This window comes from Cupriavidus sp. UME77 (assembly GCF_014170355.1).
Classification (GTDB): Bacteria; Pseudomonadota; Gammaproteobacteria; order Burkholderiales; family Burkholderiaceae; genus Cupriavidus; species Cupriavidus basilensis.
In genome coordinates, this window is sequence record NZ_LZZU01000088.1 from 1 (window position 1) to 18,702 (window position 18,702).

The following is an 18,702-nucleotide window of genomic DNA, read 5'->3' on the forward strand; positions in this document are numbered from 1 at the left end:
GGCTTGGGGGTTGGGGCGCTCATCGGGGCGGCTCCTCGTCCAGGTGCTGCCACAGCTCGCGCGGATCGAACGACAGCATCGCGGCCAGCACGATTACCAGCGCGGCGAACGACCACAGCGCCACGCCCGGCAGCACCTGCGCCATGGTCGAGAGCTTGACCAGCGTGACCAGCACGCCAATCATGAAGACTTCGATCATGCCCCACGGCCGGGTTTGCTGGATGCCGCGCACGATGCGCTCGAAGCCCGGCGGCATCCGGTGGCGCGCCATCGGCACCAGCAGGTAAAGCATCATCAGCATTTCGGACAAGGGAAACAGGATGGTGGTGGCGAACACCAGCACGGCCACCAGCGTCATGTTGTCCGCGTAGAGCGCCTGCACCGCGCCCCATAGCGTGGTTTCGGTGCGCACGCCCTTGAGATCCATCTCGACGATGGGATAGGCGTTGGACACCAGGAACAGGATCAGCGCGGCAATGACCAACGGCAGCAGCCGCGCATAGGCCCGTGAGCTATCGCGGTAGAGCTGGCCGCCGCAGCGCAGGCACAGCGCGCGCTCGCCCGGCTCCAGCTCGGTGCGCTGGTAGACCGCATCGCAGTACTCGCAGGCCACCATCCGGGCCAGCTCGGCCTGGGTGGGCGGTGGTGCCAATGGCTGCGGTTCGGGACGGCTGGTTTCGCTCATGCCTTGCCGGAACCCGCCACGTCCTCGGCGGTGGTGACGGGCTTGCCTTGCGCCAGCGCGGGCGGCGGGTCAGCCAGGTGCTGCGAGCCGATGGTCCAGTCGCGCAGCAGCGCGTAGGCCACCGCCAGCAGCGTCGGGCCGATAAAGACGCCGAGAAAGCCGAAGGCCAGCGCGCCGCCGAACACGCCCAGCATCACCCAGATCAGCGGCATGTCGGTGCCCTTGCTGATGAGGAGCGGCTTGATGACGTTGTCGGCCATGCTGACCACGCCCACGCCCCACACCACCATGAAGATGGCCCAGCCGAGCGAGCCGGTGTGGTAAAGCCAGAGCGCGGCGGGAATCCATACCAGCGGCGGGCCGACCGGGATCACGGACAGGAAGAAGGTGATGAAGCCGAGGATGGCGGCGCCGGGCACGCCGGCGATCCAGAAGCCGATGCCGGCCAGCAGGGCCTGCACGAAGGCCGTGCCCAGCACGCCGTAGACCACGCCCTTGACGGTGTTGCCGGCCAGCGCCAGCAGGTGGTCGGCGCGCTCGCCGGCAATGCGGCGCATGCCCGCGCGCAGCCACGCCACCGCGAACTCGCCGCCGGTATAGAAGAAGAACGCCAGCACGATCGACAGCGCCAGCTGGCCCAGCCCGGCGCCGATCGACAGCCCGGCGCCCAGCAACACATGGCCCACGGGCGCGATCAGCTTGCGCAGGTTGGCAACCATCTCCGAGTCGGCATGGATCACCTTGTCCCAGGAGCTTTGCAGGTAGTCGCCCACATAAGGCAGGCCGGTCAGCCACCCGGGCAGCGCGGGCGCGCCGTGATCGAAGAACTGGTCGACCAGGCCGGACAGTTCGTCGATGTGCGCGGAGACGCTGGCGCCGGCATAGACAAAGGGGCCGAGCACGATGACCGCGGCCAGCAGCACGCAGATCAGGGCCGCCAGGCTGCGCCGGTTGCCCAGCCAGCGCGACAGCACCGTATAGGGGTACCACGAGCTGAAGGCGAGGATGGCGCCCCACAACAGTGCGGTGGTAAAGGGCGCGAGCACCAGCAACGAGCCGCCGATCAGCACGATCAGCGCAAAGATGGCGGCGAGTTTTTCAATCAGTTGGCCGGAATTCATCGGGTGCTTCTCCTGGACTGCCGGTGTGACGTGAACGGCAACAATATATAGGAAAACCCGTAGCCCGCCGGAGGCGGGCGGCATCGAGGGGGCTGCAATGTTGCATTGCGGGACGCCGGACGCGCTATGTGCTACGCAGGCCTTCACCAAACGTCTCACGATGCCATACCTCGGTGACATCTTCCAGCAGCGTGAGAAAGCGGTCCAGCGCGGGCAGGCCGTGGTCGCGCCGCACGGTGGCATAAAGGTCGGCGGCCAGCCCCGGCTCGTCCAGCGTGAGGAAGGTGACGTCCTCACGCGGCGCGCCCGACAGCGAGCGCGGCAGCGCGCTGACCCCAACGCCGGCGCCCACCAGGCTGAGCACCGTCTGCGGATCCACTGACTCGTGCAGTACGCGCGGGTGGAAGCCATTGCGCACGCAGGCAGCCAGCAAGCTGCGGATCACTGGGCTTTGGGTATTAAGCAGCACAAATGGTTCCGCCGCCAGCGCCTTTAGCCGGATCCGGCCGCTGGCCGCCAGCGGATGGCTTGCCGGCACCGCGGCCATCAGCGGCTGCGGATAGACGCGGATCGACCGCAGTTCCTCCCGCCCGGTAGCGCTGGACGCAAAGCCCACGTCGATCTGGCCACGCGCCAGCGCCTCGCCCTGCTGGTCGGGGAGCATCTCGTGCAGGGTCCACTCCACCGCCGGGTTGCGCTCCTGGAACAGCCGCATGGTATGGGGCAGGGGGCCGTACATCACGGAATTGATGATGCCGATGCGCAGGTAGCCTTCCAGCCCGTCGGCCACGCGCAGCACCATTTTCCGGGTCGAGTCCAGGTCGGCCACGATGCCGCGCGCCCGCGTCAGCAGCGCCTCGCCCGCCCGGGTCAGGCGCGCGCCCAGGCGGCCGCGCTCGAACAGGATGACCCCAAGGGACGCCTCCAGCGACTTGATCTGCTGGCTCAGCGGCGGCTGGGAAATATGCAGGCGCTCGGCGGCACGGCTGAAGTTGCCCTCCTCGGCGACGGCGATGAAATAGCGGAGCTGGCGGATATCCATATGAATGTCGTATGGAAAGGATTCTCAAATCATATTTCACATATGGATTTGGCGCAGCTAGTCTTTGCTTCAACACGGCCCGCCAGCCCCCAAAGACAGCAATCAGCAGCGCCAAGCAGCGCCAAGTAGTGACAAACGGCGGAGCAAGGAGAAAAAACCATGACCCCCATCAAAGTCAACGGCGCCCTGCGCGCCGTGCAAGCTCCCGGCGACACCCCCTTGCTGTGGGTGCTGCGCGACGAACTCAATCTCACCGGCACCAAGTACGGCTGCGGCATGGGCCTGTGCGGCGCCTGCACGGTGCATGTGGATGGCGCCCCGGTGCGGGCCTGCCAGACGCCGGTCTCCACCGTGGCCGGCAAGCGGGTCACCACCATCGAGGGGTTGGGCCAGCCCGACACGCTGCACGCGGTGCAGAAAGCCTGGCAAGCGGAAGACGTGCCGCAATGCGGCTACTGCCAGTCCGGCCAGCTGATGTCGGCCGCCGCGCTGCTGGCCAGCAAGCGCAACCCCACCGATAGCGATATCGATGCCGCCATGGCCGGCAACATCTGCCGCTGCGGCACCTACGACCGCATCCGCCGCGCGATCCATCGCGCCGCCGCCGAACTGCGTGGAGGCAAGCCAGCATGACGCGCGAGCTCAACCTGATCGATGCCACCCCGGCCAATGGCGGGCGCCGCCGCTTCCTGCAAGCCGGCGCGGCGCTCGCTGGCGGCCTGCTGCTGGAAATCGGCAGCGGCGGCCAGTGCATCCGCAACGCTGCCGCCGCGCCCATCACCGACAGCGCGGCCGGCAACTTCGCCCCCAATGCCTGGGTGCGCGTCACCCCCGACAACCGCGTGCTGCTGGTGGTCCACAAATACGACAGCGGCACCGGCGTGAAGAATGCGCTGGGCCTGATGCTGGCCGAAGAGCTTGATGCCGACTGGGCCACCGTGCAGGTGATCCAGCCCGACGATCCGCTTGCCAAGGCCTACCTGCATCCGCTGTGGGGCATGCACGCCACCGGCGGCAGCACCAGCGTGCCGCTGGAGTGGAACACGCTGCGCCGCGCGGGTGCCACCGCGCGCGCCATGCTGGTGGCGCAAGCGGCGCGGCGCTGGGCGGTCGAGCCGGCGGCTTGCAAGACAGCCGCTGGCGCCGTGATCCACGTGCCCAGCGGACAGCGCCTCACCTACGGCGAGCTGGCCGAAGGCGCGGCACGCTTGCCGGTGCCGGCCGAGGTCACGCTCAAGCGGCCACACGAGTTCGTGCTGATCGGCAAGGAGCGCAGCAGCTACCGCGTGGCCGACAAGCTCACCGGCCGCGCGCGCTACGCCATCGACATCAAGCTGCCGGACATGCTGAGCGCGATTGTGGTGCACGCGCCGGTGGTCAACGCGCGGGTGGTGTCGTTCAACGCCGCCGAGGTCAAGGCGTTGGCCGGCGTACGCGATGTGTTCGCCACCGAAATCCCGGAAACGATCGCGCATTTCCGCCCCGACGCGCTGGCCGCGCGCCCCATCAACGGCGCCAGCCAGCCCGGCGTGGCCATCGTGGCCGATCACTTCTGGGCCGCGCAGCGCGCGCGCCAGGTGCTCAAGGTAGTGTGGGGCGACAGCGCCATGCAGGACTTCAGCGCCGAGGCTGCTATCCGCGCCATGGCCGCGCGCGTGGACGAGCCAGGCAAGAAGTCCAAGGTCAAGGGCGATGCCGACGCCGCCTTCCAGGGCGCCGCCAAGGTGGTGGAAGCGGTCTACACCATGCCCTACAAGGCGCATGCGCAGATGGAGCCGCTCAGCATCGTGGCGTGGGTGCGGCCGGACGCGGTGGAGTACTGGGGTGGCGTGCAGGTGCCCTCGCGCTGCGCGCAGGCGGCCGAGACCATTGCCGGCATCCCGCGCGACAAGGTGAAGATCCATCTGACCGAAGCCGGTGGCAGCTTCGGCGCCCGCGAAGGGCTGCACATCATCCTGGAAGCGACCTACATCGCCAAGCGCATGGGCCGCCCCGTCAAGCTGCTCTACAGCCGTGAGGACGACATGCACGCGTTCTATTACCAGAGCGCCAGCGTGCACAAGGCACGCGCCGCGCTGGACGCGGCCGGCAATGTGCAGGCCTTCAGCCTGCGCGCCGTGGTGCCGTCGATCAAGGAGCCCGACGATCCCGGCTTCCTGGCCAAGGTGCCGGTCGACCCGAGCTGCACCGAGGGCATGCGCGACGATTTCTACTACCAGGTGCCCGCGCTCGACCTCGCCTGGGTGCGCCACGAGCCGGGCTTCCCGGTGTGGTGGTGGCGCGCGGTGAGCTACGTGCCGAATATCTTCGCCATCGAAAGCCTGATCGACGAAGCCGCGCATGCCAGCGCGCAGGACCCGGTGGCGTTGCGCAGAAAGCTGCTGCAAGGCAAGCCCGAGCATGTGGCGGTGCTCGACCGCGCCGCCGCGCTGGCGGGCTGGAAAGCCGGCGCGAAGCCGGGCAAGGGCGGCAATGGCCGAGGCCTGGGCGTGGCCACCTACGAAGGCTACAAGAGCTATATCGCCATCGTGGCCGATGTCAGCGTCGGGAACGGCGCCATCACCGTGCACAAGATCACCTGCGTGGTGGACTGCGGGCTTGCCGTCGATCCCAGCTCGGTGCGCCAGCAACTGGCTGGCGGCGTCTATTGGGGCGTGTCCACCGCGCTGATGAACGCGGTGCATATCGAGAACGGCGGCGTGAAGCAAAGCAACTTCCACGACTACCCGGTAGTGCGCATGAGCGACGCCCCGGCGCTGGAGATCGTGGTGATGCCGCCCTCCGGCAGGCAGCCCGGTGGCGTCGGCGAACTGTCCAACCCGCCGGTGGTGCCGGCGATCGGCAACGCCATCTTTGCGGCCACCGGCAAGCGCTTGCGCGCCACGCCATTTGCGCTGGCGTAGGCCAGCCATCCGGCCGGCACGCAAGCCCGTAACAACCCGAACCCGACGAAAGGACTCGCAATGACGACAGCGACAAAATGGAAATGCATGGTATGCGGCTTTGAATACGACGAAGCGCTCGGCATGCCTGAGCACGGCTTTCCCGCCGGCACGCGCTGGGAGGATATCCCGGACGAATGGCTTTGCCCGGACTGCGGCGTGAGCAAGGCCGAGTTCGAGATGGAAGTGCTGGCCTGAGCCATGACGAACGACGCCATCACCGCGAAATCGCAGCAAGCGCAGCAAGCGCTGCCGCTGGTCATCCTCGGTACCGGCCTGGCGGGCTACACGCTGGCGCGCGAGTTCCGCAAGCTCGACAGCGCGACGCCGCTGGTCATCGTCACGCGCGACGCCGGCGAGTCGTACTCCAAGCCGATGCTGTCCAATGCGCTGGCCGGCAACAAGTCACCCGCCACGCTGGCCATCGCCAGCGCGCAGCAGATGGCCGCGCAGCTCAACGCACGCGTGATGACGCATGCCGATGCATCGGCCATCGATACGGCCGCCGGCACCGTGCTGGTCGACGGGCAACCGCTGCGCTACGGACAACTGGTGCTGGCGCTGGGCGCGCAGGCGCGTGCGCCAGGCTTGCAAGGCGATGGCGCCGATGCGGTGCAGACCGTCAACGATCTTGCCGACTACACGCGCTTTCACGCCTCGCTGCAAGGCAAGAGGCGCGTGGCCATCCTCGGCGCGGGCCTGATCGGCTGCGAGTTCGCCAACGACCTGCACGCGGGTGGTTTCGACGTCGAGCTGGTTGATCCCGCCGCATGGCCACTCGGCCGGCTGTTGCCGGGCGAGGCGGGCGAGCTGATGGCCGGCGCGCTGCGCGGCCTCGGCGTGCGGCTGCACCTTGGCGAGATGCCGGTTGCGGTGCATCGCCGCGATGGCGCGCTCGCGGTGCAACTGGCCAGCGGCGTGGAGATCGCTGCCGACGTGGTGCTCTCCGCCACCGGGCTGCTGCCGCGCGTGGCGCTGGCGCAGGACGGCGGCATTGCCACTGCGCGCGGCATCGTGGTGGACCGCCTGCTGCGCACCAGCGCGCCGTCGGTCTACGCGCTGGGCGACTGCGCCGAGGTCGATGGCCTGGTGCTGCCATACGTGATGCCGCTGATGCAGGCTGCGCGCGCACTGGCCCGCACGTTGGCCGGCACGCCGACGCCGCTGAGCTACGCCGCCATGCCGGTGGTGGTGAAAACGCCTGTGCTGCCGGCCGTGGTATCGCCCGCGCTGGCCGGCGCGGGCAACTGGGAGATCGAGTCGCAGGCGGCGGCCGGGGAAGCCGGCGCGGGCCTGCGCGCGTTGTTCCGCGATACGCAAGGCGCCCTGACCGGATTCGCGCTGCTGGGCAAGGCCGTGGCGGAGAAGGGCGCGCTTGCCAGGCAGATCAGCGACTGGCTGCCGGTGCAAGCCGCACCGGCCTGAAACAAGAACACAACGCGCCGTACTCCTGCACGCACTGCACGCCTGCACAAAACCCCACACTCGACAATACGAGAGGAGACTTCCCAATGCTTGTCACTCAACAACCGGTCTTGCGGCGCTTCTGGTACGCGGTCATTCCCGAATCCAGGCTCGACCTTGGCCCGCAGCCGTTCACGCTGCTGGGCGAGGACATCGTGATCTGGCGCGGCGCCGATGGCACGCCCGCGGCCGTGCGCGACCGCTGCTGCCACCGCACCGCCAAGCTCTCCAAGGGCTATGTGGATGCGGACGGCCTGCTGTGCTGCGGCTATCACGGCTGGTCCTACGACTGCAGCGGCAAGTGCGTGCGCATTCCGCAGATGCCGCAGAACATGATCCCCGCTAACGCACGCGTGCCGAACTACCACTGCAAGCTGCGCTACGGCTACGTGTGGGTGGCGCTGGAAGACCCACTGACCGATATCCCGGACATCCCGGAAGGCAACGATCCTTCGCTGCGCCGCATCCCGCAGTTCTACGAGCGCTGGGCATGCAGCGGCCTGCGCTTCATGGAGAACTCGTTCGACAACGCGCATTTCAGCTTCGTGCACAAGAACACCTTCGGCAAGTTCGCCAGCCCGAAGCCGGCAGACATCGAGATCATCGAGAACGAGTGGGGGTTCGAATCGCGCCGCTCGGTGCCGATCATGAACCCGCCCGATAGCTGGCTGCTCACCGGCAGCAAGGAGCCGGAGACCATCCGCCACCTGCACGACAACTGGTACATGCCGTTTTCGCGCCGCTTCGGCTGCACCTATCCGAATGGCCTGGTGCACACCATCGTCAACTGCGCCACGCCCATCGACGACAAGAGCACGATGATGGTCCAGTGGCTATACCGCAACGACACGGAGCAGCAGGCGCCGGCCGAGGAACTGGTCAAGTTCGACCATGCGGTCACGCGCGAGGACAAGGAGATACTGGAAGCCACGGATTACGACGCGCCCATCGATACCACGCGGCGCATGGAGTTCCACATGCCGTCCGACAAGCCCGGGCTGGTGATGCGCAAGAAGCTGATGGCGCTGCTGCAGGCGCATGGCGAGAGGGAGGTGCACCTGTAATGCTTGCGTGATCTTGCCCCGGCGCCTGCTGGGCGCTAGTCAGGTTCCGGGGCCTTTTTTTTTGCGCGCCCGTATTCCCAGAGATGTCGCGTCATCGCACGTAACGGCACAAGAGGAGACAACCCCCATGAACACCCAAGACCTGACCGGCGACAGGCCGGCCGCAGTTGACCAGGTGCCAGCCCCCGGGCCGCTGGTGATGCTGGGCTTCCAGCACGTGCTGGTGATGTATGTCGGCGCCATTGCGGTGCCGATGATCATCGCCAGCGCGCTCAAGCTGCCGAAGGAGGCGGTGGCGGTCCTGATCAATGCCGACCTCTTCACCTGTGGCATCGCCACCATCCTGCAGGCCGCGGGCTTCTGGCGCTTCGGCGTGCGCATGCCGGTGATGCAGGGCGTGGCCTTCAGCGCCATCCCGCCGATCCTTGTCATCGCCACCAATCCTGCGCTTGGCTTGCCGGCCGTCATCGGTGCGGTGATGGCGGGCGGCGTCATCACCATGCTGCTGGCGCCGGTATTCGGCAAGCTGCTGCGCTTCTTTCCGCCCATCGTTGGCGGGTCCATCGTGATGGTGGTGGGGCTGTCGCTGTTCCCGGTCGGCGTGAACTGGGTGGGCGGTGGGCGCGGCGCGCCGGATTTCGGCGCGCCGCATCACCTGGCGCTGGCGGGCTTCGTGTTCGCGCTGATCCTGGTCATCAACAAGTGGCTCAAGGGATTCTGGTCCAACGTCTCCGTGCTGCTGGCCCTGGCGGCCGGCATGCTGGTGGCGATCCCTTTCGGCATGGTGGACTTCCATGGCGTGGCCGAGGCGCCGATGGTCGACGTGATCCATCCCTTCTATTTCGGCTGGCCGGTGTTCGACGTGGTGGCCACGCTGACGATCGTGGTGGTGATGATCATCATCATGATCGAGTCGATGGGCTTGTTCCTGGCGATCGGCGATGTCGTGAACAAGCCGCTGAGCGCGGGCGAGATGACGGATGGCCTGCGGGCCAACGGGCTGGCCAGCGTGATCGGCGGGGCGCTCAATGGCTTTCCCTACACCATCTACAGCCAGAACATCGGCCTGCTGGTGGTGACGGGCGTCAAGAGCCGCTGGGTCGTGGTGGCGGCGGGCGTGATCCTGTGCGCGCTGGGCTTGTTCCCCAAGCTGGCCACGATCGTCGCTTCCATCCCGCTGCCGGCGCTGGGCGGGGCAGGGCTGTTCATGTTCGGGGTGGTGACCTCGGCGGGCGTGCGCACGCTGGCGCGGGTGGATTTCGAGGGCACGCGGCACAACGTGTATATCGTTGCCGCCACCCTGGCCATCTCGTTGCTGCCCACGTTCTCGGGCTCGCTGTTCAATCAACTGCCAGGCTGGCTGCAGCCCATCATGCACAGCAGCATCCTGCTGGCTTGCGTGATGTCGGTGGCATTGAACCTGTTGTTCAATGGCATGGCGCGTGCCGATGCGCACGCCATGCCGGCGGCGGGCGGGTTGCAGGCGAGCCGTTAGCGCCGGTGCGCGTCAGCCTGCGGGCTGCGCACCGGGTTCCGGTTTTGCCGGGGGGCCTTGTTCGAGCAGCGCGGCGATCAGGTCCGATTGCGTCACGATGCCCAGCAGCCGCCGCTGGGCATCCACCACCGGCACCTGATGCAGGCCGCCATTGGAAAATGCCCGCGCCAGCTCCACCATGGGTTGCTCCGCCCGGGCCGTAGCCATGCCGGTGTGCATCAGGTCCTTGGCAGTTCCCGCACGGACCTGCCCGTCGGCGCCGCTGCGCACGGCAAGAAGATCCGCCAGGCCAAGCATGCCAAGCAGCCGCCGCTGCGCATCCACCACCGGCAGCGCCTGGATCCCATGCTTGAACAACAGGGCGCGCGCCTCCAGGCCACTCTGCCCGGGCTGCACCGTCACCACGTCCCGCGACATGATGTCCACGCACCGCACATCGCCAAAGTGCCGGCGATACGCCCGTAGCTGCGCGGCCACCAGGATGTCTTCCAGATCGTCTTGCTCGATGTCCAGGAACTCGCCGCGCGCCTTGAGCACTTCGTCCAGATCGCTGCGGTTGAATCCCACGCGCTCGCTCGGCAGCGGATCGGCGGTGCGGTGCGGGTTGGCGTGTTCGGCGGGGCGGTGCGGATAGCGCCGGCGCATCAGGTTGTTGAACACCAGCGCCACCAGCAGCAGCAACATCGAGTTGACCGCGACCGGCATCACCACGAAGCCAAAGCCAAGCTGGGTCACGGCGTGGCCGCCGAACACGGCGGTGATCGCCACTGCGCCGCTGGGCGGGTGCACGCAGCGCAACTGGAACATGGCGACGATGGCCAGCGCCACCGCCACCGAGGCGGCCAGCCCGGGCTCGGGGATCCAGCGCGCGCAGGCCACGCCGATCAGCGCGGCCACCAGGTTGCCGCCGATGATTGACCAGGGCTGCGCCAGCGGGCTCGCCGGCACGGCGAACAGCAACACTGCGGAGGCGCCCATCGGGGCGATGAACCAGGGGTTGAAGCCACCCAGCAGGTGACGGCTGATCCATTCGGTGAGCAGCAGGCCGACCAGCGCGCCCAGGCAGCTCTTGAGGCGTTCGCGGCGCCCGGCGGCGATGGGGGTGGGGGCAAACGCGCGCAGCCACGCACGTGCCCGGCCTGGCGGGAAGTCGGCTAAGGAGGGGGCCTGGGATGGCGGCATGGGTCTTCTTTCTTTGGGTTGTGCGGGCGAATGCGCGCAATAGCGCACCTGGATCGCCTTGGCATCGTGCTCCGGAAATCCAGCGCGCAAATATATCATGACGTGATACATTTCGTTTTTCGCGAAGCGGGATCAGCCCGCGATCCGCATCCCGTCCTCCGTCTACTTTTCCGATCCTGGCCATGCACTTCGAAAAACGCGACTACGCCGTCGACCGCCGGCTGCTCCTGCTGGCAGCGCTGGCGCCCCTCATCGGGGCCATCAGCACGGCGGCTGCCGTGCTGCTGCTGAACCTGATCCGGTTCTTCACCAATCTCTTCTTCTATCAGTCCCTGTCGCTGGCGGATCGCTCGCCGGCGCAGCATGCGCTGGGGGCATGGGTCATCGTGGTGCCGGCGGTCGGCGGCCTGCTGGTGGGCCTGATGGCGCGTTACGGCAGCGACAAGATCCGTGGCCACGGCATCCCGGAAGCCATCGAGGCCGTGCTGTTCGGCAAGAGCAAGATGTCGCCCCGGGTGGCCGTGCTCAAGCCGCTGTCCTCCGGCATCGTGATCGGCAGCGGCGGGCCGTTTGGCGCGGAGGGGCCGATCATCATGACCGGCGGCTCGATCGCCTCGCTGCTCGCGCAGTACCTGCATCTCACCGCGGCCGAGCGCAAGACGCTGCTGGTGGCGGGCGCCTGCGCCGGCATGACGGCGATCTTCGGCACGCCGGTGGCGGCAGTGCTGCTGGCCGTGGAGCTGTTGCTGTTCGAGTTGCGTCCGCGCAGCCTGCTGCCGGTGGCGCTGGCTTGCGCCGTTGCCGGCTTCCTGCGCACGATGGTGTTCGAGCCTGGCCCCTTGTTTGCGCTGCACACCGCGCCGGCAAGCACCATGGCGCTGGGCTCGTGCGTGGTTGCCGGGCTGCTTTGCGGCGTGCTGGGCGCCGCGCTGACGCTGGCGCTCTATCGCACCGAGGACCAGTTCTCCAAGCTCAAGGTGCACTGGATGTGGTGGCCGGCAATCGGCGGGCTGCTGGTCGGCATTGGCGGGTACTTCGAGCCGCGCGCGCTGGGCGTGGGCTATGACGTGATCGCGGACCTGTTGCACAACCGCATGGCGATCGGCGTGGTGCTGGCGCTGCTGACGGTCAAGGCGATCATCTGGGTGGCAGCGCTGGGGTCCGGCACGTCGGGTGGCGTGCTGGCCCCGCTGCTGATGCTGGGCGCGGGCCTTGGCGTGGCGCTGGCGCCGTGGCTGCCCGGCGCCTCGCCGCAGTTGTGGGCGCTGGTGTGCATGGCGGGCGTGCTGGGCAGCGTGCTTGGCGCGCCGCTGACCGCCGTCGTCTTTGCTTTTGGCCTGACGCATGACAGCAATGCTCTGCTGCCGCTGCTGCTGACCGTGGCAGTGGCGCATGGCTTCACGGTGCTGACCATGAAGCGCTCGATCATGACCGAGAAGATCGCACGCCGTGGCCTGCATATCTATCGCGAGTATGGCGTGGATCCGCTCGAGCGCCAGCACGTGGCGGATTTGATGACGACGGCCGTGGTGAGCGTGGATGGCGAGCAGCCGGTCCATGTCTTGTGGGCCAGCCACTTTGGCGAGCACGCACCGCATCGCGCCTATCCGGTCGTGTGCGCAGCGCGCGTGGTCGGCATGCTGGAGCGCAACGCGCTGCGCGGGCGGGAGGCATCGATGGAGGCCGGCCGCGCGCTGATGGCGCCGCTGCAGCCGCACCAGATGCTGCTGCCGGCGCAGACCGCGCGCCTCGCCGCGGGCCGCATGGCGGAGCTCGGTGTCAGCCGGCTGCCGGTGGTGGCCGACCTGGATTCCATGCGGCTGGTGGGCGTGGTCTCGCTGCGCGACCTACTGCGCCCCAGCGGCCAGGTGCTGCACGAGGAAACCCGGCGGGAACGGCTGCGCGGCACTGCCGCGGCGTAAGCGCGCTAGCGTCGCCTAAAGCTTGTAGCTGGATAGCAGGATGCTGGTCTCCGTGGCGGCAATGCCGTCGATCAGCCGGATGCGGTCCAGCGTGCGGTCGAAGGCTTCCAGCGAATCCGCCCGCAGCTCGGCGATGATGTCCCAGCGCCCGTTGGTGGTGTGCATGGCCTGCACATTGGGCTCGCCGCGCAGTGCCTGCAGCACCGCTCGCGCCTTGTTGCCATCCACCGCGATGGTCATCCAGGCACGGATGCGGTGCGCCTCGGCTTCGGGCTTGAGCCGCACCGTGTAGCCCACGATCAGTCCTTCCTTTTCCAGCTTGTCGATGCGGTTCTGCACGGTGGCGCGCGAGACGCGCAGCGCCTTGGCCAGGGCGGTGGCCGGCATGCGTGCGTTGTCGCGCAGCAGGGCCAGCAACTGGCGGTCGGTGTCGTCCATGGTGGGTTCCTGTGGGGGGCGATGGGTGCTTTTGCCTGCACGACTGTCGCGGCTGGCGATTCGCCAATTCTAGCTGGCGTTTTGCCATACGGTGCAGGCAAATTGCGCAACTTGCTGGCTTTTAGTTAGCGCGGCCGTGCACCAGAATGCAGGCATTCCAAGGCATTGACTGACCCCCGTCACCCATCACCCAAAGGAGCCAGCGTGATCCATCAGCCCACCATCTTGCTTGTCGAGCCCACCCATTACGATGTGTCGTACAGCATCAACCCGTGGATGGACCCTGGCCTCTGGGCCAGCGACCCGCGCGGCATGCATCGCAAAGCGGTGGCATCGTTCGAATCCCTGCATGCGGCCCTGCAGGCGGCCGGCTTCACGGTGGAAACCGCGCCCGGCGCGCCCGGCCTGCCCGACATGGTGTTTCCCGCCAATGCCGCCGTGGTGCTGGACGGCCACGCCGTGCTGGCGCGCTTTCGCTATCCCCAGCGGGCCGGCGAGGAAGCGCCCTTTGCGCGGATCTTCGAGGGCCTGCGCGAACGCGGCTTGATCGACTCCGTCAGCCTGCTGCCCGAAGGCTGCTACCAGGAAGGCGCTGGCGACTGCATCTGGGATGCCGTGCGCGGCCATTTCTGGGCCGGCTTCGGCCCGCGCTCCTCGCGTGCCGCGGCCGATGCCATGGCGAGCCATTTCGGCCGCGAGGTTGTCGCGCTGGAGCTTGCCACGGCGCAGAGCTATCACCTCGACGTGTGCTTCTGTCCGCTGTCCGGCGGCGAGATTCTCTACTACCCGCCCGCCTTTACGCAGGACGCCCTGCGCATCTTGCGCGAGCGCGTGCCGGCCAGCCTGCGCATCGAAGCGAGCGAGGACGACCTGCGCCACTTCAGCGTCAATGCGGTCAACCTGCATGACCAGGTGGTGATGACGCGCACCACGCCGCACCTGCGCGCCGAACTGGGCCAGCGCGGCTACCAGTTGCGCGAGGTGGACCTGTCGCCGTACATGCTGTCCGGCGGCGGCGCCTACTGCATGACGCTGCGCCTGGACCGCACCAGTGGGCCGGCCCGGGCGAGCGCCGTGGCCGATGGCGCCGCGGTGGCGGCATGAGCGCCAAGGACGAGCAAAAACCAAGACCGAGCCAGCAAGGGAGAACACCATGAAGGAGATCGCCATGACCCGCTTTCTGGACGCCGCCGATGTGGCGGCGCTGGTGCGCGCCACGGGCGTCGCCAACGCCATCGCGCAGATGGCGCATCACATTCGCCAGGATTTTGTGCGCTGGGAAGCATTCGATAAATCCGCGCGGCTGGCGACGCATTCCGTCGACGGGGTGATCGAGCTGATGCCGGTGAGCGACGCCGTGCAATACGCGTTCAAGTACGTCAACGGCCATCCGCGCAACGCGCAGAACGCCATGCCGACGGTGATGGCGTTTGGCGTGCTGGCGGAAGTGGCGAGCGGCTTCCCGCTGCTGCTGTGCGACCTCACGCTGGCCACCGCGCTGCGCACCGCCGCCACGTCGGCACTCGCCGCGCAGGTAATGGCGCGCCCCGGCGCCGCCACGCTGGCACTGATCGGCAACGGCGCGCAGGCGGAGTTCCAGGCACTGGCCTTCCATGCCATGGTGGGCATCCGGGAGATCCGCGCCTACGACATCGATCCCGCCGCCACGGCGCGGCTCGCGCGCAACCTGCAAGGCGTGCCGGGGCTGAAGGTGGTGGCGGTGGACTCCGTGCGCGCAGCCGTGCAGGGCGCCGACATCATCAGCACCGTCACCGCCGACAAGACGCGGGCCACCATCCTTACGCCTGACCTGGTCGCGCCCGGCGTGCATATCAATGCGGTAGGCGGCGATTGCCCGGGCAAGACCGAACTGCATCCGCAGATCCTGCGCCAGGCGCGCATTGTGGTCGAGTACGCGCCGCAGACCCGCATCGAAGGCGAGATCCAGCAATTGCCGCCGGATACGCCGGTGACGGAGTTGTGGGAGATCTTGTCCGGCCGGGTGGCCGGACGCACCGAAACAGGGCAGGTGACGGTGTTCGACTCGGTGGGATTTGCGCTGGAGGATTACTCCGCGCTGCGCTGGCTCCATGCCGCGGCCCACGCGCAGCATCGCGGCAGCCACGTGGAGCTGGTGGCGACGCCGCCGGATCCCCGCAATCTCTACGGCTGGATGATGGACGCCGGGGTGCCGCAGCCCGTGCGCGAGCCGCTGGCGGCGCTGGCCTGAGGCGGCGGCTCATGCGACAACGCCGCAGTCGTGCGGGTCACGAGACTGCGGCGTTGCGGTGTGTGGTCTATAGCGAGTGCCACGCCCACGGGTAACGGGCAAGGCAAGCCGGGCGGCCGGGTGACGGCCGGGCAGATAGCTGCCGGTGAAACGTCCTGGACAGGGTCTTGGCGATATGCCGGCCGATCAGCCGGCTGCGCCCCGTGTCATCATCAGTTGCGCGCGCAGGAAGCCTTTGACTTCTTCCAGCGAGGGCGTTTTGAGGAACACCATGATGCCCCATTGCTGTAGCGCATCGGCCACGCCGTCATAGGCCTGGCGGTTGGTGATCACGGCGAAGATGACGTTCTGGCGCGCAAAGAAGTTCTGCAGCTTCTCGATGGTGGCCGACTCGGCGTCAGTGAGTTCTTCCACGTAGTACAGCACCACTCGCGGATGCGAGCTGACCGAAGTAATGATGGTATCCACCACGTCCTCCACCACCACGCTTTTCAGGGGCAAGCCCCATTTGCCCAATTGTGCGTGGATGCGTTGGGCTTCCTGGTGGTTCGGGTGAAACACCACCAGGTCGAGTTCATGCACTGACGGAAGTTCCTGCCCCACGCGCGTGGCCAGCAGGCGATGCACGGTCTCCTTATGTATGCGCCGGTGGCCTCCGTTGGTCTTCCAGGCCCCGAGTTCGCCACGTTCCACCATTTTCTGCACTGTCCCCAATGACACGTTGAGCAGTTTCGCGGCGGTACGCGTGCTGTAGTAAGGCTTTTCAGCCAGTTCTGAATCCAGTTTCATCCGTTCACCCGTTAACTAAATACACCGCACTGCGAGAGAAACAGCAGTGACAGCGCGAGCCTTCCGCGCTGGTTTGGGCTTGGCAATGCAAGGCAACGCTAGCCATGAAGACGGTTGCATGCTGGCACCATTAGGCCTCTTGCGTAACCTGCCCTCGCGTCCGGGGCGGCGGGAGCGAAGGTGCTCCCATGGTCTTGCAACGGCATGATCTATGTCACTGGTGCCTGATTCTCCCAACGGAAGAATGCCAGCCTCGAATCATATGCGGTATCGAACATAAGCGACCAGACGGCATGCCAAATATTTCGAAATCGCACTGAACGCTCCCACTTCTGGGTTTAAACGCATATTGCCGCGTTTTGGCAGACACGGGCGAGCGGGAATTTATCGCAAACATTGCATACATCTGAAGCGCTTCTGCCGGGCGCGCCGAGCGTCGAAACGTATCGCGCACATGGCCGCGCGGCGCAGGAATGGCAAATATGGCGTGGGCAGCAATTTCGCCAGCGTCAGGGATTTCGCCCGCCAGCCACTGCCACCGTTTGCCGGGTCGATGCGACTGGCAGGTTGCCGAATTCACCTTCCCCGTCTGCAGCCATACCCGGCATCGGAAGGGATTGGTGCACGGGCGCCGGCGCGCTTTCCGGGCACACGGACTCGGGATCTGGCGCGGGCAGCGCCATGGACCTTTCCAGTTCGCGTGTCTTGAGCACGATGAAGTACTCGTAGATCGACTGCAGCATGGCGTAGGTGAGCCCGGCTCGTCCATCGAGAAAGCCGCGCTTGCCCAGGTACAGGATCGCGAACTTGACCAGGGGGCGCAACGGCAGGCGGAAGAACAGTTCCTTCTGGTGTGCGCGGCGCCGGTGGAAATCCGTCGCGAACAGGGCTTCGGCCAGGCTGAACGCGGCCTCGCTGCGCCGGTTCTCGATGATCTGCATCGCTTCCAGCCCGCTGTAATTGTTGTGGCGGGTGATCCAGTGGGTCACGCCTTTGCTGAACGGGTAGTGATCGAGGTAGCCCGTCAGTTCGCCGGCCGGGCCATCGGGAATCGACACCGGGTTTACCAGGCGCTCGTAGCGCATCCGCTCCGGCCGGAACAAACGCAGGTAGAAGGGAGATGTCTGTACATGGCGCAACCAGGTGCCGAGGAAAAAGTCGCGCCGTTGCACCCGGAACGCGACCTCGTCGCGCGCCGCGCGCACTGCGGCCCGGGCTTGCGCCACGAGCTCGGGCGTCATGCGCTCGTCGGCGTCGATGTAGAACACCCAGGGATGGCGGAAGCCGATGTGCTGCAGGCCCCAGTTCTGGTGGCTGGCCCAGTTGTCGAAGACGCGCTGCGTGACATGCGCGCCAAAGCGCTGCGCGATCGCCACCGTGGCGTCGGTGCTCATCGAGTCGTACACGTGAATGTCGTCCGACCAGGCCACGCTTTGCAGGCAGCCCGGCAGGTCCTGCTCCTCGTTGCGGGTCAGGATCAGCACGGAGATGCCCGGCGCTTGCATGGGCTGGCTAGGCTGGAGACTTGGCATGTCTGACTCTCGTGCTGATGGCGCGGGCCGGGATGCCCGCGTAGACGGTCCATGGCGTGCGCAGGCTTTTGCTCACCACCGCGCGCGGCGCGATCACCGCGCCCTCGGCCAGCGTCACACCGGGCGAGACAAAGGCTTCGGCGCAGATCCACACGTGCGCCGCAAGCACGATGGGATGGGCTACCAGCTGGAAGTTGGCGCTGTTGTAGTCGTGTGTGCCGGTGCACAGGTGCGCGCCCTGCGAGACCACGCAGAAATCGCCGATGTCGATTGGCGCCATGTTGTACAGCGTGACGCCATCGGCCACGCCGACATGGCTGCCCACGCGCAGGTTCCACGGCGCCCAGATCTTCACGCCCGGATAGATATGCACATGCGCGCCCAGTTGCGCCCCGAACAACCTCAACAGCGCCGCGCGCCACGCATGCAGCGGGCGCGGGCTTGGCCGGAACAGGCACAACCAGGCCCAGTGCCAGAGCTGGCGCTGAATCCGGTTGCCCAGCGAAAACGAAGCGCCGGTAGTCGGGTCGTTTCCTTGAAGGATCATCGTCGGTCCGCTCCTGCTGGTTGGCGGCTTCTCAATACGCGGCAAGGCCCGGCAGCCATGGAGGCGACCACGGTGCGGGCCAGCACCGCGGTCGCCGAACCCGGCCGAAGCCAGGCTTTGTCCCGCACCGGCCGCGCCAGGCACGGCAAGTTGCAAGGCGCGCGGGAAGGGGTGAAACCATAGTGGCGCGGCGTGCGCGCCGCTTCGGTGCGGCACCTCACACAAGGAAAAACGAAGCGGGAAGGAAAC

Annotated in this window: 17 protein-coding genes; 9 read left to right on the forward strand and 8 right to left on the reverse strand. The window is 67.1% G+C overall.

Annotated elements, in window-relative coordinates:
- Window positions 1-19: 19 nt before the first annotated feature.
- From A9975_RS33620 to A9975_RS33630, 3 genes are all read right to left on the reverse strand, one after another.
- Window positions 20-685, reverse strand: a complete 666-nt coding sequence (locus A9975_RS33620; protein ID WP_183036516.1) for a paraquat-inducible protein A — start codon at window positions 683-685, stop codon at window positions 20-22.
- Complete coding sequence (locus A9975_RS33625) at window positions 682-1,806, reverse strand: AI-2E family transporter (RefSeq protein WP_183036517.1); 1,125 nt, start codon at window positions 1,804-1,806, stop codon at window positions 682-684. The genes A9975_RS33620 and A9975_RS33625 overlap by 4 nt, the downstream gene beginning before the upstream one ends.
- A gap of 124 nt (window positions 1,807-1,930) precedes the next feature.
- Window positions 1,931-2,848, reverse strand: a complete 918-nt coding sequence (locus A9975_RS33630; RefSeq protein ID WP_183036518.1) for a LysR substrate-binding domain-containing protein — start codon at window positions 2,846-2,848, stop codon at window positions 1,931-1,933.
- 159 nt (window positions 2,849-3,007) lie between these two features.
- Here A9975_RS33630 and A9975_RS33635 point away from each other — a divergent pair, with 159 nt between their 5' ends.
- From A9975_RS33635 to A9975_RS33660, 6 genes are all read left to right on the forward strand, one after another.
- Entirely contained in the window at window positions 3,008-3,481 is a 474-nt protein-coding gene (locus tag A9975_RS33635; protein WP_183036519.1) for a (2Fe-2S)-binding protein, read from the forward strand.
- Window positions 3,478-5,751 (forward strand): molybdopterin cofactor-binding domain-containing protein, encoded by a 2,274-nt coding sequence (locus A9975_RS33640; protein WP_183036520.1) that lies wholly within the window; start codon window positions 3,478-3,480, stop codon window positions 5,749-5,751. The genes A9975_RS33635 and A9975_RS33640 overlap by 4 nt, the downstream gene beginning before the upstream one ends.
- 60 nt (window positions 5,752-5,811) lie before the next feature.
- Window positions 5,812-5,988 carry a rubredoxin gene (locus A9975_RS33645; RefSeq protein ID WP_183036521.1) on the forward strand — a complete coding sequence of 59 codons (177 nt, stop codon included), beginning with the start codon at window positions 5,812-5,814 and terminating at the stop codon, window positions 5,986-5,988.
- Window positions 5,989-5,991: 3 nt separating this feature from the next.
- The gene (locus A9975_RS33650) at window positions 5,992-7,215 is read left to right on the forward strand and encodes an NAD(P)/FAD-dependent oxidoreductase (protein ID WP_183036522.1); all 1,224 of its coding nucleotides are present in this window, start codon (window positions 5,992-5,994) and stop codon (window positions 7,213-7,215) included.
- A gap of 86 nt (window positions 7,216-7,301) precedes the next feature.
- Window positions 7,302-8,318 carry an aromatic ring-hydroxylating dioxygenase subunit alpha gene (locus A9975_RS33655; RefSeq protein WP_183036523.1) on the forward strand — a complete coding sequence of 339 codons (1,017 nt, stop codon included), beginning with the start codon at window positions 7,302-7,304 and terminating at the stop codon, window positions 8,316-8,318.
- Between the two features lie 127 nt (window positions 8,319-8,445).
- Entirely contained in the window at window positions 8,446-9,813 is a 1,368-nt protein-coding gene (locus A9975_RS33660; protein WP_183036524.1) for a nucleobase:cation symporter-2 family protein, read from the forward strand.
- A 12-nt stretch (window positions 9,814-9,825) separates the two neighbouring features.
- Here A9975_RS33660 and A9975_RS33665 read toward each other — a convergent pair whose 3' ends face one another.
- A complete protein-coding gene (locus tag A9975_RS33665; RefSeq protein ID WP_183036525.1) occupies window positions 9,826-10,995 on the reverse strand; it encodes an HPP family protein in 1,170 nt (389 codons plus the stop codon).
- A 182-nt stretch (window positions 10,996-11,177) separates the two neighbouring features.
- On the opposite strand from A9975_RS33665, the gene A9975_RS33670 reads away from it, so the two are divergent.
- The gene (locus tag A9975_RS33670) at window positions 11,178-12,917 is read left to right on the forward strand and encodes a chloride channel protein (RefSeq protein ID WP_183036526.1); all 1,740 of its coding nucleotides are present in this window, start codon (window positions 11,178-11,180) and stop codon (window positions 12,915-12,917) included.
- A gap of 15 nt (window positions 12,918-12,932) precedes the next feature.
- On the opposite strand, the gene A9975_RS33675 is transcribed toward A9975_RS33670, so the two are convergent.
- Window positions 12,933-13,355, reverse strand: a complete 423-nt coding sequence (locus A9975_RS33675) for an Lrp/AsnC family transcriptional regulator (RefSeq protein WP_183036527.1) — start codon at window positions 13,353-13,355, stop codon at window positions 12,933-12,935.
- Between the two features lie 204 nt (window positions 13,356-13,559).
- Here A9975_RS33675 and A9975_RS33680 point away from each other — a divergent pair, with 204 nt between their 5' ends.
- Entirely contained in the window at window positions 13,560-14,459 is a 900-nt protein-coding gene (locus A9975_RS33680) for an arginine deiminase-related protein (RefSeq protein ID WP_183036528.1), read from the forward strand.
- A 49-nt stretch (window positions 14,460-14,508) separates the two neighbouring features.
- Window positions 14,509-15,585 (forward strand): ornithine cyclodeaminase, encoded by a 1,077-nt coding sequence (locus A9975_RS33685; RefSeq protein WP_183036529.1) that lies wholly within the window; start codon window positions 14,509-14,511, stop codon window positions 15,583-15,585.
- A 186-nt stretch (window positions 15,586-15,771) separates the two neighbouring features.
- Here the strand turns inward: A9975_RS33685 and A9975_RS33690 are convergent, their stop codons facing one another.
- The 3 genes from A9975_RS33690 to A9975_RS33700 form a co-directional block, all read right to left on the reverse strand.
- Complete coding sequence (locus A9975_RS33690; protein ID WP_006160260.1) at window positions 15,772-16,374, reverse strand: helix-turn-helix domain-containing protein; 603 nt, start codon at window positions 16,372-16,374, stop codon at window positions 15,772-15,774.
- 509 nt (window positions 16,375-16,883) lie between these two features.
- Window positions 16,884-17,906 (reverse strand): glycosyltransferase family 2 protein, encoded by a 1,023-nt coding sequence (locus A9975_RS33695; RefSeq protein WP_255504191.1) that lies wholly within the window; start codon window positions 17,904-17,906, stop codon window positions 16,884-16,886.
- Entirely contained in the window at window positions 17,887-18,453 is a 567-nt protein-coding gene (locus A9975_RS33700) for a putative colanic acid biosynthesis acetyltransferase (RefSeq protein ID WP_183036530.1), read from the reverse strand. The genes A9975_RS33695 and A9975_RS33700 overlap by 20 nt, the downstream gene beginning before the upstream one ends.
- Window positions 18,454-18,702 lie beyond the last annotated feature (249 nt).

Coding starts and splice junctions, on each gene's coding strand:
- A9975_RS33620 (WP_183036516.1), bottom strand. CDS start 685: ATGAGCGAAACCAGCCGTCCCGAACCGCAGCCATTGGCACCACCGCCC.
- A9975_RS33625 (WP_183036517.1), bottom strand. CDS start 1,806: ATGAATTCCGGCCAACTGATTGAAAAACTCGCCGCCATCTTTGCGCTG.
- A9975_RS33630 (WP_183036518.1), bottom strand. CDS start 2,848: ATGGATATCCGCCAGCTCCGCTATTTCATCGCCGTCGCCGAGGAGGGC.
- A9975_RS33635 (WP_183036519.1), top strand. CDS start 3,008: ATGACCCCCATCAAAGTCAACGGCGCCCTGCGCGCCGTGCAAGCTCCC.
- A9975_RS33640 (WP_183036520.1), top strand. CDS start 3,478: ATGACGCGCGAGCTCAACCTGATCGATGCCACCCCGGCCAATGGCGGG.
- A9975_RS33645 (WP_183036521.1), top strand. CDS start 5,812: ATGACGACAGCGACAAAATGGAAATGCATGGTATGCGGCTTTGAATAC.
- A9975_RS33650 (WP_183036522.1), top strand. CDS start 5,992: ATGACGAACGACGCCATCACCGCGAAATCGCAGCAAGCGCAGCAAGCG.
- A9975_RS33655 (WP_183036523.1), top strand. CDS start 7,302: ATGCTTGTCACTCAACAACCGGTCTTGCGGCGCTTCTGGTACGCGGTC.
- A9975_RS33660 (WP_183036524.1), top strand. CDS start 8,446: ATGAACACCCAAGACCTGACCGGCGACAGGCCGGCCGCAGTTGACCAG.
- A9975_RS33665 (WP_183036525.1), bottom strand. CDS start 10,995: ATGCCGCCATCCCAGGCCCCCTCCTTAGCCGACTTCCCGCCAGGCCGG.
- A9975_RS33670 (WP_183036526.1), top strand. CDS start 11,178: ATGCACTTCGAAAAACGCGACTACGCCGTCGACCGCCGGCTGCTCCTG.
- A9975_RS33675 (WP_183036527.1), bottom strand. CDS start 13,355: ATGGACGACACCGACCGCCAGTTGCTGGCCCTGCTGCGCGACAACGCA.
- A9975_RS33685 (WP_183036529.1), top strand. CDS start 14,509: ATGAAGGAGATCGCCATGACCCGCTTTCTGGACGCCGCCGATGTGGCG.
- A9975_RS33690 (WP_006160260.1), bottom strand. CDS start 16,374: ATGAAACTGGATTCAGAACTGGCTGAAAAGCCTTACTACAGCACGCGT.
- A9975_RS33695 (WP_255504191.1), bottom strand. CDS start 17,906: ATGCCAAGTCTCCAGCCTAGCCAGCCCATGCAAGCGCCGGGCATCTCC.
- A9975_RS33700 (WP_183036530.1), bottom strand. CDS start 18,453: ATGATCCTTCAAGGAAACGACCCGACTACCGGCGCTTCGTTTTCGCTG.